We start from the raw sequence: 12,710 nt of genomic DNA on the forward strand, positions 1-12,710 counted from the left end.
GCGGCCGGTGCGCTGCTTGTAGCGGTCCGAGAAAGACTTGATCCACGAGTTCATTTGCGGCTGGGACATGTTGTAGCAGGTGTTGCCCAAGCTCGAATAGGGGTTGTACTCGATGTCCAGCAGGCCGGGAAGGGTCTTGCCGTCCGCGGACCAGCCGCCGCCGTTGTTCACGAAGTAGTCGGCCTGGGCGGCGCCGGAGGACACACTGGGCAGGGCGAAATGGTAGGCACCGCGGATCATGCCCACGGTGTACGAACCGCGGTACTGGGAGGCGAATGAGGGGGACGTGTAGCCGGTTCCCTCCGTGGCTTTCACGTAGGCGAAACGCGCTCCCTTGGAGTACTCGGCGCTCCAGTTCACGGTGGGCTGCCAACCCGAGACATCCATACCGGCAATGCCCGCCGGGCGCCACGTGTTGGCCTGGATCATGAGCGACATGGATCCGGCGGGGCCCACGTGTTGCGTGCTGGAGGGATCTGCCTGCGGGGACGCGGTGGTCTTCGGGGTCACCGCACCCAGGGAGGCCGAGGCCGCCGGGGCGGGTTGCATGTCCAGTTCCTTCTCGACCTGTGCCAGCTCGGCCTCGGACTCGGCGGACAGATTCGTGGTTTCGTCCATGGACTTCATGCGCTGACCCATGGTGGCGCCGGGGTTCTTGTCGCCGGTCTTGGGAGGTGCGCTGGGCAACTGGGGATCCTCGACCACGGTGTCGAGTTCTTCGGTTTCCACCGAAACGACGTTGCCGCGATCGGGGTCGAGATTTTCCTTGGGTGTTTCAGCGGCGACCGCCGGGACGAATGAGGTGAATGCCAGGACGGCTGCCGTGACGGCAGCGGGCAGGGTGATTTTGCGAGGGGGGATCACACGTATGACCTAACTAAGGGGGGGAGAGATGCGCGGGGGGTGCGCAATTCACGGGGGGCATTAGGATTCTAAACAATTTTCACGGATTTCACAGGATCAAATCTCCGCGTCAATCACGGAACGATTTCGACAGCGCAAATTTTTCGTATCGCACATCGTTGGTACCCGTGGGCAGGACTGACATTGCCCTCCACCGCGTTATCGCGATGAAGGGCAATTCCCGAGCTGGTGGTGACCCGTACGGGCAGGGTCAGTAGGCGCCGTCCGAGGCGAAAACCGCCTTGAAGGTGCGCAATAAAATAATCATGTCTTGTACCGGGGACCAGTTCTCCACGTAGTAGAGGTCCAACCGCACCGACTGCTCCCAGTCCAGGTCGGAGCGTCCGGAGACCTGCCAGAGACCCGTGATGCCCGGACGGACACGCAAGCGGCGGTACACGTGTTTTTCGTACTGTTCCACCTCGGACGCCAGGGGTGGGCGGGGGCCGACCAGTGACATGGAACCGCCCAGGACGTTCAAGAACTGCGGGAGTTCGTCCAAGCTGTAGCGGCGCATCCATTTGCCGGGGCGTGTGACGCGAGGATCGTCCTTCATCTTGAAGAGCACGCCGCCTTCCGATTCATTGGCGGCCAGCAGTGCCGCCTTGCGTTCCTCGGCATCCGTGTACATGGAGCGGAACTTGAGCATCTTGAAGCGGGTGCCGTCAATACCCACGCGCTCCTGCGCGAAGAAGGCGGGGCCTCCGTCGTGCAGTTTGACGATCGCGCCCAGAACCAGCAGTACCGGAGAGAGCAGGATCAGCGCGCAGGAGGCACCGGCGATGTCGATGCCACGTTTGATCATTTTCTTGGAGCGGGTGAAGCGCGGGGTCGCCACGTGGATGAGGGGCAGCCCGGCCAACTGCTGGGTGTGAATGCGCGGGCCGGCGATGTCGGTCAGCCCGGTGTTCATGACCAGACGAATGTGCTCATCGGCAAGAGCCCAACCCAGGTGACGGATCTCGCGCGTGCTCAACGGAACGGAGGCGGTCATGACCAGGGTTTCAATGCGGTTCTCGCAGCACGCGTGCACGATGCCGGCCACGCTGGGGCAGACTCCTGGATCCAACGTATTGACCGGCAGTTCCACGTGCGCGAGTTCCTCGGGCATCTCCCGCCGTGACGGCGGCATGTAGACGGCCACCGGTTTCAAGCCCGCGTGCGGACGCCGTTGCAATTCACCGACCATCTCCACCGCGCCGGGGAAGCGGCCGATAACCAAGGTGCGGGACATGGCGTGACCCCTGGAACGCCGTTGCATCAAACTGTGCCGGGCCAGTAACCTGCCGCTGATCAGCGTGAGAAGACCGAGCGGGAGAGCGATGAGCACGTAGCCGCGGGCCGTGGGAATGTCCAAGGCGTAGGACACGATGGCAATGGTCCCGAAAAGAACCAGTGTGGAGGTGACCACCTGTTTGGTCTCCTCAACACCGTTACCGATCAGTCGAACCCCTCGCGTGCCGCGCAACTCCAACCACGTCCACCACGCGAATCCGAGAATGACACCGACCAGCCAGTACGGAACGGGAATCAACCCGAGTGCGAGAAACCCGTCCCCCGAGCCGAAACGAATCAATTGGCTCAGCGCCAACGCGACGGCCAAACCCAAGGCATCGGATATTCGAAGAGTCTGCTGGTATCTCTCACGCCACAACGTTTGCGTGTGGCGCACCATTGGCTCCTTGAACATGATCGTTGCTCCCTCCCCCTGAAAACGATCGACGGGAGTGCGTGATGACCCGCACGGCGTCGGCGTGGCCGTGATGTGAGGCGGCCACACTGTGGAATCTCCCCCGAGATTCACATTCTCCACACTAGCGCGAAATGCGCCCAGAAACCTTCTGTTTAGGACCAATGGGTGCACAACGGGGGACGAACTGGAATCCGGCCACGGGCATGGCACTACGTGCTATTCTGTGGAGGTTGCCAAGGCGAGGGGGCGGCATATTTTGCTGCCCCGTTATCGACGACGGCTGGTGGGATCGTGAACTCCCCGGTTCTTTCGGGAACGGGAGACCATGCGGTGCCGCACCACGTCGGTTTGCTGACCGGTTCAACGAATGGTGCGAGCGCCTTTTGGACGGTCAGTGTGGTGACGAAACCGATACCCCACGATCAAAGGAGTTCCACCATGGTGGATATCATCAACATCCCCGGTACCCTGCGGACCGAATTCGGTAAGGGTTATGCCCGCCGCGTGCGTCAGAACAACCAGATCCCCGCAGTGATTTACGGCCACGGCGCCGAGCCGCTGCACGTGATCCTGCCGGGCCACGATATGATGCTGGCTTCTCGTAACCCCAACGCCGTTCTGGAGATCAACGTTGACGGTGAGGGTCACTTGGCCATGATCAAGGAAGTTCAGCGTCACGCCGTTCGCCCCGAAATCCTGCACATCGACCTGCTGACCGTTCGTCGCGGCGAGCGCGTGGAGGTTGAGATCCCCGTTCACGTCGAGGGTGAGGTCGCCCCCACCGCTGTGCACAACGTGGAAGAAAACGTTCTGGTGATCGAGGCCGACGCACTGAAGGTGCCCCAGTCCGTTGTGGTCGACATCGAGGGCCTCGAGCCCGGCGAGCACGTCTACGCCAAGGACATCACGCTGCCCGGTGGCGTGACCCTGGTCTCTGAAGAGGATCTGCTCGTGATCAACGTGTCCGAGCCGGTCCAGCAGGATCTGGGCGAGGAGCCCGAGGAAGGCGACGAGAGCGCCGCGGGTGAGGAAACCGCTGACGAGGCTTCCACCGAGGACGCAGAGTAAGTACTTCCCTCGCGCCGCGGACTTGCTGAGCGGCGTGGCGAAGTGTTGGAACGCGGCGGTAGGTACCCACGGGTGCCTGCCGCCGTATTTTCGTGAGCGAGGCTTCCGGGAGCGTACCGTCAAGACGACGCACTCCGTGTCACGACAGATGAGCGCAGCGCAGGGGTGCTGCACCGAACCGAAGGAGGCCTGACGTGGCTGATCGCACGTTGGTGGTGGGGTTGGGTAACCCCGGTGACCGTTATGCGGGAACACGGCACAACGCGGGTGCCATGGTGTTGGCCGAACTGGCTCACCGCGCGGGGGCCACGTTGTCCGCCCATAAGGCCCGCGCGACGGTGGCGGAAACCCGGATGAGCCCTGGCGCTCCCCGGCTGGTCCTGGCCCAGCCCGTGAGTTATATGAACACCTCCGGTGGCCCGGTGTCCGCACTGCTCAAGTACTACGATCTGGGCCTCGAGAACCTGGTGGTCGTCCACGACGAGATCGACCTCCCGTTCGGCGTGATCAAGCTCAAACGCGGCGGGGGAGAGGGCGGCCATAACGGGCTGCGCGACATCACCAAAGCACTGGGCACCAAGGACTACATCCGGGTTCGCGTGGGCGTGGGTCGGCCCCCGGGTCGCATGGATACCGCTGATTATGTGCTCAAGCGATTTTCCGGAGCCGAAGCCAAGGAACTGCCGCTGGTGATCGGCGATGCCGCAGACGCCGTGGAAATGCTGAGCGCTAAGGGGCTGACCGACACCCAACAGTACTTCCACGCCAAGTTGTCCTGACAGCTGACCGGGTCCTCCGTCCAGCACACACCGGCCGGTGACGCCGCCGACCCGGTCCGTAGCGGCCGCGGGCTCAACACTGCGTAACCACCATTCGTCACCGTGCTCGCACCGGACTACGGTGGAGACGGCCGCAGCGTTCGTCAATGAGCGAGAGCTCGTAAGTAGGAGTCATGACCACAACCCCCCTGGACAACGAGCAGGTCCTGCAGCTGAAGCAGGATTTCCCGCTGCTCACCGAATCGCAGGTGGCGGGTCATCCGCTGGTCTACCTCGACACCGGTGCCACCTCCCAGGTGCCCCTGGCGGTCGCTGACGCGGAACGTGACTTCACCCTGCACCATCGCGCAGCAGTCCACCGCGGCGCCCACACGCTGGCCGTCGAGGCCACGGATTTCTTTGAGGACGCACGGGCCACGGTCGCGCGCTTCGTGGGCGCCGACCCCTCTTCACTGGTGTGGACCTCCAACGCCACCGAGGGACTGAACCTGCTGAGCTACGCGATGTCCAACGCGGCCGCGGGTTCCAATGGTTCCGAGAACGCGGAGCGGTTCCGAGTGGGGCCCGGTGATGAGATCGTCACGACCCAGGCTGAGCACCACGCCAATTTGATCCCGTGGCAGGAACTGGCAGCCCGCACGGGTGCGAGCCTGCGCGTGGTCCCCGTGGACGAGCGCGGTCTGATCACGCCGCAGGCAGTTGCCAACACACTCTCGGAGCGCACCAAGCTCGTGGCGTTCACGCACGTGTCCAACGTGACCGGTGCAATCACGGATGTGCCGGCCATCGTGGGGGAGGCCCGGAAGGTCGGCGCACTCACGGTTCTCGATGCGTGCCAATCGGTGCCGCACATGCCCGTAGATTTTCCCGCGCTCGACGTGGACTTCGCCGTGTTCTCCGCGCACAAGATGCTGGGCCCCACGGGTATCGGCGGGCTCTACGGTCGCCGCGAGTTGCTCAATGAGCTGCCCACGTTCCTCACCGGCGGCTCCATGATCACCAAGGTCACCACCGAGCACGCTCAATACTTGGATTCGCCCGTCCGCTTCGAGGCCGGTACCCAGCGCATCAGCCAGGCCGTCGCCTGGGCGGAGGCCGTGCGATACCTACAGACGATCGGCATGGACCGGATCGAGGCGTGGGAGGCCGAGCTCGGCCGCCGATTGGCACGCGGCGTCACGGAGATCGACGGCGTTCGTCTCCTCGGTCCCGAACCCGGGGTGGAGCGCGTGGGCCTGGTCAGCATCGACGTGGCCGGGGTTCACGCCCATGATGTGGGTCAGCTGTTGGACGTTGCGGGAATTGCCGTGCGCGTGGGTCACCATTGCGCTCAGCCGCTCCATCGTGAATTGGGCCTCACGGCCAGCACGCGTGCAAGCACGTATGTGTACAACACCACCGACGACGTCGATCACTTCCTCGACGAGCTCTCGCGAGTTCGCGGCTACTTCCGGGCGGAGGGCGCATGAGCGCTGAACTGGACCAGCTGTACCAAAGCATTATTTTGGAGCATTCGCACAAGCGCAGTGGTGAGACGAGTCAGGACGTCTCATCGGCCGGTGAGCGCAGCGGGGTCTCGCACCAGTACAACCCCACGTGCGGTGACGAAATCACCGTGCGCGTGACCGTGACCGCAGGGGAGGCCCCCACGGTGGAGGCCGTGGAATGGAACGGCGAAGGCTGCTCGATTTCCATGGCGGCGGCGTCGGTGTTGGCGGAAACGGCGCCGGGAATGAGCCTGCCCGAGCTCGACACGATGATCGAACACTTCCGCGACATGCTGCGTTCGCGAGGCCGGGTGACTCCGGATGAAGAGATCCTGGGCGACGCCGCTGCCTTTGCGGGGGTGTCCAAGTTCGTGGCGCGCGTGAAGTGCGCGATGCTCAGCTGGGTGGCCGTCGAGGATGCCGTGAACCAGGCGGCGTCGAAGACCGTTTAGTTGTCGTAGACGTCCGGGTCCACGCCGTGGGCTCGGACCTTCTTGTACTTGGCGTTGCGGGTTAGCAGCATGGTGCCCCCAATGACGGCGGCCAACATGGAGCCGAACAGGATTCCCACCTTGGCGTGGTCGTTGTGGGGACTGCCGGTGCCGAAGCTCAGCTCGGCCACGAGCAGGGACACCGTGAAGCCGATACCGGCCACGAAGGACATGCCGAACATGTCGGTCCAGGTGTAGTCCTTGTCCTTGACCGCCGGACTGAACCGGTCCATGAGCCAGGCCGCGCCGAAAATCCCCACGGGCTTACCGATCAGCAGACCCGCCACGATACCCAGGGCCACGGGATCTGTGGCTGCGGACTTGATGCCGTCGATGCCACCCACGGCAACGCCGGCGGAGAAGAACGCGAAAATGGGGATGACCAGGCCGTTGGACAGCGGGCGGAAACGGTGCTCGAGTGCCGGGGCCAGACCCATCTCGGGGTCCTCATGACGAATGACGCGGGGTGTGGTCTTCATGACGGGCACCATGAAGCCCAGCAGCACACCGGCAATGGTGGCGTGCACGCCGGCTTCGTAGACGAACCACCACGTGGCCACTCCAAGGGGCAACAGAATCACCCAGGCGGCCCAGTGCTTGGCCATGAACCAGTTGGCGTACTTATGTGTGAGGACCCAGAAGATCACGAGCAACACGGCCGCGCCGCCCAGGAAGAGGACGCGCACGGATTCCGTGTACACGAAGGCAATGATGATGATCGCGATCAAATCGTCGACCACGGCCAGGGTCAGCAGGAAGGTGCGCATGGCGGTGGGCAGGGCCGAACCCACGACCGCCAGGACGGACACGGCGAAGGCGATGTCCGTGGCGGTGGGAATGGCCCAGCCGTGCATGGCCGTGTCCTCTGCTCCCGCCGCGATGTTGATGCCCAGGTAGATCAACGCGGGCATGATCACGCCGCCCACGGCCGCAACCACGGGCAGCATGGCCTTGCGAATGTTGCGCAGCTCGCCATTGACGAATTCGGTCTTGAGTTCCAGACCCGTGAGGAAGAAGAACACCGCCAGCAGACCATCGGCGGCCCATTCACCCACCGTGTGGTCGAATCCGGGAACTCCGATGCCCACATGTGCGTCACGCACTCCGAAGTAGAAATCGCCCAGCGGCGAGTTGGCAAAGACCAGAGCGGCGACCATGGCGATCAGCAGCAACAGGCCGCCCGTGGTGTCCTGCCGGAGGTAGGACCCCAGCTTGCTCGCGTGTGACGGATTGTTCACGGCCACATTCAATGCCAAACTCCATTCGGTCTGCCGGTATCTCGGGCAATCATATCGGTTTGCGGACTAAAAACCGGGGGGCCGCGAAAGTGCCCCCCGGTGATCACGCGGTGCGTGAATGATTAGTTCTTGGCGATCCAGGACTCGGCGGCCCGGGCCTGCAGGGTCAGGGCCTTGCCGATGTAGGGCTCGGCGGCGGCGGCGATTTTCTTGCCGACCAGGGGGATGTTGGCAACCACGTCACCGGTCACTTCGACCAGCGTCTCGTCGTTGGTGGACGTGAGGGTCTGAGTGGCATTGGCTCCCACGGGCAGCCCGTGTGCCTTGATCTCGGTGCGGGCGTTGCGGGAACCGTCAGCGGCCGGAGCGTCGTAGGTGTCCACCTGGTTGAGCTTGATGGCGCCCTTGACGAACTTCTGGACAACATCGGGGAGCTTGTCCGCGGACATGGTGCGCACGGTGGTCACGGTGAATGCCGTGTTGGTGTCACCGGAAACCTCGAAGGACTCCAACTTTGTACCCGCGCGGTCGCTCACGTGGCGGACGAATGCCTCGTCCACAAAGGTGTTGAGCACGGTGTCCAGCGGGGCCTTGATGGTGGTGGAGGCGTTGACAGGCATGGTTCTCCTTGAAGTCGATGTACGCAAAACGCGTTGTGGCCAGCGCAACCATCCTAGGCCCATGTTGGGTGCGAACAGCTGAGAGCAATCGCAACGGCGCTGTCCGCTCACTGCGGAGCAGGCAATTTCAATCGCCCGGTCTCCCCAATGGAACGCTGGATTTCCCGGATTCGTGGCCCGATGAGGGGACGCATCTCCGGGGGTCAACATCCGGCGTGTGTTCCTAGACTGGACGGGAGGCACGCAGGGGAGAGCGTGCCCATGAATTCAAGGGGAACCACGTGGGCAATTACACGGGCATTGAACTCGAACAACCGCTCATCAGCGTGGTGATTGCGGTGTGCAACGGCCAGGACGTGGTGGGGCAGGCCATCAGCAGCGTGCTGCGACAGACCCATCGCAACATCGAAGTGGTCATCGTGGATGACGGCTCCACGGACAACACGTCGCGGGTGCTGGAGGGCTATGGGGCGCTGAGCAGGCCGGGCCGCGAGATCCGGGTGTTGCGGCAGGAGAACGCGGGCTGCGCCGCCGCGCGCAACACGGCTTTGGGGGCGGTGAGGGGGGATTTCATCACCTTCGTGGATGCGGAGGACACCCTGCTACCGCACCACCTCGCTACTCTCCTGGCGCGCTACGAGGACGTGGCCACGAGTGAGAGTGGCTCCCGGACGGTGGTGTACGCCAATGCTTTCCGGTGCACCACGGGTGGGATCACCACCGGACAATTGCAGCACCGGGAGAAGATGCCGCGCCCCCGGCGGCAGCGGTCCGTGATCCTGGACTACAACTTCGGAAGTCTGCACGGCTTGTTTCCCCGGTATTTTTTCCCGGAGGTGGGGGTCTTCGACCCGGAGCAGGTCAACGTGGAGGTCTGGGAGTTGTGGCTGCGGGCCATTTATTCCGGGTGGCGTCTCGACCGCGTCAAGCAGGTCACCCGCATCATGTCGTGGACCGGCGAATCCATGCATAAGCAACGAGATGGTGTGACTGCCGGTGAAGAGCTTGCCCTGCGCAAGACCCTGCGTCGATTCGGCGACAAACTCAGCACCGAGGAACGGGCCAAAGTGCTGCGGCGACTCAACAACGGGTCTCCGCCCGCGGCGTCGGAGGCTGAGCAGGCACTGCACGAGGGTCGCGGGGAGGACGCCACGGATCACCTGAAGCGCGCCGCTGAGATGCTGCCCATGCAGCGCCGTGTGCGCGTCAAGTCCGCGATCGCGAGCCTGCCCGGCGGTTCGCGTTGGCTGGTCAACCGTCAACGCGCGGCGGATCGTAGCGTGGGGCGCGCCGAGCGCATGCATTGTTGAGCGCGGATCGTCACGCGAGGTAATGCTCATCGCCACGGACCGCGTGGCCTCGGGCAACGACGGCTCCCACCGATAGCATCGACTGCGAACCGCCCCGGGTCCCCGGGGTCACGCTTTGAATCCCGGGAGAGTTCATGCACGCCAACGTCGACCTCGGCTATGCGACGGTGGCCCTTTTGGGACCTCGCCCACTGACGCAGCGGCTGCGCGGCACGTACCAGCGCGCCGCGGCCGGAGTGGTGGAATTCGACCGTCCGGAGGAACTGTCGGAACAGTCGCTGCGGGGAGTGGGCTTCGCGGTCGTGGCGCTCCCCGCGGCTGAGGTGAACACACTGTCCGACACCAATGCCGACACCGACACCGGCGCCGACGTCGCGTGGCGCCGCGCCCTCGCGGCCGCCGGCGCAGCGTTGCCGGTGGCCGTCGAGCGGGTCGCGGATACCATCGGCGGCAGTATCACCTTGGTGGGCGGTGGTCCCGGCGACCCGGGGCTCATCACCGCGGCGGGGCTTGGTGCGTTGGCGCACGCGGACGTGATTTTCGCGGACCGGTTGGCCCCGGAGGTCACCGAGGACCTGGCCCCGGGTGTGCGTGTGGTTCCGGTGGGTAAACGTCCCGGCCACCACCCCGTTCCGCAGTCCGAGATCCAGGCCCGGATGATCCAGGCCGCGCTCGCGGGTCAGACGGTGGTTCGTTTCAAGGGCGGTGACCCGTTCGTCTTTGGACGCGGGGGAGAAGAGCTGTTGGCCTGCCGAGAGGCGGGGGTGGATGTCCACGTGATCCCCGGCATCACCTCCGCGGTTGCCGTGCCGGAGCACGCCGGAATCCCGGTGACCTTCCGTGAACTCAGCCGATCCTTCACCGTGGTCTCGGGACACGACCCCCTGGACGAGCGGGAGTTGGAGCACCTCGCGGGACTGTCCCGCTCCGGGGCGACCATTGTGCTCCTCATGGGTGTGGCCACCCTGCCCCAGACGGTCAGCGGACTGACGCGGCACGGACTGGCCGGTGACACCCCCTTGGCCGTCCTGGAGAAGGGTTTCAGCCCCGACGGGCGCAGCACGGTCACCACACTCGCCACCGCTGTGGTGGACACCGCCGCCGCCGGCTGCGCCTCGCCCGCCGTCACGGTGATCGGCCCGGTCGTGCATGCGCTCACCCACGGTGCCCCGCCGGGTCCGAACGTACCGGGTCCCGGACGGGTGGCGCGGCCATGACAATCAGCTGCGGACCCAGCGCACCGTCCGACGGCGGGGTGCCGGCCGCGGGCGCGGGCCGGCCCGTTCTGCTGGCCTGCTCCCACGGCACGGGAAACGCCTCCGGACAAGCCGCCGTGGCGCACCTTGTCGCGGAGGTCCGCGCGGAACTCGAACCGGTTCGCGTGATCGACACCTGGGTCGACGTCCAGGAACCGAGCTTGACGAACCGCACCCGCGAGCTGGCCGACCAGCCCGCCGTGATCGTCCCGCTGCTACTGTCGGCCGGTTACCACGTGTACGTGGATATGGCCCGGGCCATCAAGGGGAATCCGCAACACCGAGTGGCTGCGGCCCTCGGTCCGGATCCGCGGCTGTCCGTGATCATGGCCCGGCGTGTGAACGAGGCCTTGCGAGAACACGGCGCAGAGCCGATCACCGAGGACGACACCGTGATCATGGCCGCCGCCGGATCCTCCGAACCGGATGCGGTGCGGGACTGCCGCGTCACCGCTGACCACCTTGCACACGAACTAGGCGTTCCCGTGCGAACAGCCTTCCTTTCAGCGGCGGAACCCACGGTTCACGACGCGGTCGCGGAGGCTCGCGAGTCAGCGAAGAACTCGACCAGCCGTTCGGTGAGTGACCGAGGGGGTAAGAACGGCCGGGTCCTGGTGGCCACCTATCTTCTGGCCCCGGGGTTCTTCCACAACAAGACCATGAAAGCCGGCGCCGACATCACGGCTGCGCCCCTGCTGCTGACCAACGCACCCACGCCGCCCGAACTCACCGAGCTCGTGATCGAGCACTACGAACAAGCCATTCGTCCATAGTCGGGCCGGAGACTTTTCTGCGCAGAACCGAGCACGACAGACCGCAACCCCGGGCATGACCGGGCCTCATACACGTTCTGCCCAGTAGCGACCGTGTCCTACGACTAATCCGCGCGGGCGTGATCGCACACCGCACGCACCATGGCACCCAGGCGGAAGCGCTCGGGCACCACGGCCAGAACATCGGCCTCTTCCAACGGCTGAACGCACACCGGGCCGATGGCCACCGCGGTGCACCGACCACCCCTCAGCGCACCCAACAGCGATTCGTACGTCCCGGCGGTGCGGGCGGCGTCGAACAGCGCGTCCACGGCCGGTGCAGCGGTGAACGTCACATAGTCCACCTCTCCGGCGGCAATCGAGCGGGTCAGATCCGCCAAACGCGAGCCCTCATCCGCGGACGCCCATTCGTACGGGGCCACGGTCAGGACACGGAAGCCTGCCTCGGACAGCCGCGCGAGCTGTTCGGCATCGGTGATGCCGTGCACCTGCACGGCCACGGTCCCGCGCGCACTCCGGGAAATCAAGGTGTCCACGAGGTCACTGGTGCGTCCTGACTGGCCGACGTACTCGCACGAGATCTCCTGGGACTGCAACTGTCCCTTGGCCTTGGCCCCGCGGGCGTACACGGCGCTGTCGCGTAACAGCTGCACGAGATCCTCGTGCAGACCCGCGGTCTCGGCCACGGTCAGCCAACGTTTCAGTCCATATCCCGTGGTGATCACCACGGTGTCCGGGCGGGTGGCGAGAATCTCGCGGGTGGCGGCCAGAACGGCGTCGTCCTGGTCCGTGGGAACCAATTTGAGTGCCGGCGCGTGCACCACGCGGGCCCCCTGGCGTTCGAAGGCGCCGGCCTGCTCGTCGGCGCGACGGTGCGCGGTGATGGCCACGGTGCGGCCGGTCAGCGGTGCCTCTGCGTGAGCGTTCATGTCTCCAGCGTACGAGCTGAGCGTGTCCGTGGCGGCGAGTAGGCTGGGGCGCGTCCCTCACCGTCCGTGGGGATTTCGCCGTTCACACCAGGAGTACCCCGCACATGTCCCTGACCGGTTTGCACACCGCGCTCACCGAGGACCGCACGTTCGCCAACATCTT

The 12,710-nt window shown here is 65.0% G+C and carries 12 protein-coding genes; 7 read left to right on the forward strand and 5 right to left on the reverse strand.

Annotation, left to right across the window (positions count from 1 at the left end):
* Positions 1–864 (reverse strand): GH25 family lysozyme (locus Q4E95_RS06820; protein ID WP_303382601.1); only part of this gene is annotated, 864 nt, incomplete at its 3' end.
* A 250-nt stretch (positions 865–1,114) separates the two neighbouring features.
* Positions 1,115–2,593, reverse strand: coding sequence for a sugar transferase (locus Q4E95_RS06825; RefSeq protein WP_303382602.1), 1,479 nt, complete (start codon positions 2,591–2,593; stop codon positions 1,115–1,117).
* 441 nt (positions 2,594–3,034) lie between these two features.
* Here Q4E95_RS06825 and Q4E95_RS06830 point away from each other — a divergent pair, with 441 nt between their 5' ends.
* The 4 genes from Q4E95_RS06830 (at position 3,035) to sufU (ending at position 6,382) form a co-directional block, all read left to right on the forward strand.
* Complete coding sequence (locus Q4E95_RS06830) at positions 3,035–3,664, forward strand: 50S ribosomal protein L25/general stress protein Ctc (RefSeq protein ID WP_303382603.1); 630 nt, start codon at positions 3,035–3,037, stop codon at positions 3,662–3,664.
* A 194-nt stretch (positions 3,665–3,858) separates the two neighbouring features.
* The gene (gene pth, locus Q4E95_RS06835) at positions 3,859–4,443 is read left to right on the forward strand and encodes an aminoacyl-tRNA hydrolase (protein ID WP_303382604.1); all 585 of its coding nucleotides are present in this window, start codon (positions 3,859–3,861) and stop codon (positions 4,441–4,443) included.
* A 173-nt stretch (positions 4,444–4,616) separates the two neighbouring features.
* Entirely contained in the window at positions 4,617–5,912 is a 1,296-nt protein-coding gene (locus Q4E95_RS06840) for an aminotransferase class V-fold PLP-dependent enzyme (protein ID WP_303382605.1), read from the forward strand.
* Positions 5,909–6,382 carry a Fe-S cluster assembly sulfur transfer protein SufU gene (gene sufU / locus Q4E95_RS06845; RefSeq protein ID WP_303382606.1) on the forward strand — a complete coding sequence of 158 codons (474 nt, stop codon included), beginning with the start codon at positions 5,909–5,911 and terminating at the stop codon, positions 6,380–6,382. Before Q4E95_RS06840 ends, sufU begins: the two co-directional genes overlap by 4 nt.
* Here sufU and nhaA read toward each other — a convergent pair.
* Both nhaA and Q4E95_RS06855 read right to left on the reverse strand, forming a co-directional pair.
* Entirely contained in the window at positions 6,379–7,659 is a 1,281-nt protein-coding gene (gene nhaA / locus Q4E95_RS06850) for a Na+/H+ antiporter NhaA (protein WP_303382607.1), read from the reverse strand. The two genes, sufU and nhaA, sit on opposite strands and share 4 nt — an antisense overlap.
* Before the next feature lie 122 nt (positions 7,660–7,781).
* Positions 7,782–8,279 (reverse strand): DUF2505 domain-containing protein, encoded by a 498-nt coding sequence (locus Q4E95_RS06855; protein ID WP_303382608.1) that lies wholly within the window; start codon positions 8,277–8,279, stop codon positions 7,782–7,784.
* Positions 8,280–8,560: 281 nt separating this feature from the next.
* Between Q4E95_RS06855 and Q4E95_RS06860 the strand changes: the two genes are divergently transcribed.
* The 3 genes from Q4E95_RS06860 (at position 8,561) to Q4E95_RS06870 (ending at position 11,618) form a co-directional block, all read left to right on the forward strand.
* The gene (locus Q4E95_RS06860) at positions 8,561–9,589 is read left to right on the forward strand and encodes a glycosyltransferase family 2 protein (protein WP_303382609.1); all 1,029 of its coding nucleotides are present in this window, start codon (positions 8,561–8,563) and stop codon (positions 9,587–9,589) included.
* A 134-nt stretch (positions 9,590–9,723) separates the two neighbouring features.
* Positions 9,724–10,806, forward strand: coding sequence for a uroporphyrinogen-III C-methyltransferase (gene cobA, locus Q4E95_RS06865; protein WP_303382610.1), 1,083 nt, complete (start codon positions 9,724–9,726; stop codon positions 10,804–10,806).
* The gene (locus tag Q4E95_RS06870; RefSeq protein ID WP_303382611.1) at positions 10,803–11,618 is read left to right on the forward strand and encodes a sirohydrochlorin chelatase; all 816 of its coding nucleotides are present in this window, start codon (positions 10,803–10,805) and stop codon (positions 11,616–11,618) included. The genes cobA and Q4E95_RS06870 overlap by 4 nt, the downstream gene beginning before the upstream one ends.
* Before the next feature lie 104 nt (positions 11,619–11,722).
* Here Q4E95_RS06870 and Q4E95_RS06875 read toward each other — a convergent pair whose 3' ends face one another.
* The gene (locus tag Q4E95_RS06875; protein ID WP_303382612.1) at positions 11,723–12,547 is read right to left on the reverse strand and encodes a uroporphyrinogen-III synthase; all 825 of its coding nucleotides are present in this window, start codon (positions 12,545–12,547) and stop codon (positions 11,723–11,725) included.
* Positions 12,548–12,710: the final 163 nt, after the last annotated feature.

The organism is Kocuria sp. (assembly GCF_030536815.1).
GTDB classification, from domain to species: domain Bacteria; phylum Actinomycetota; class Actinomycetes; order Actinomycetales; family Micrococcaceae; genus Kocuria; species Kocuria gwangalliensis.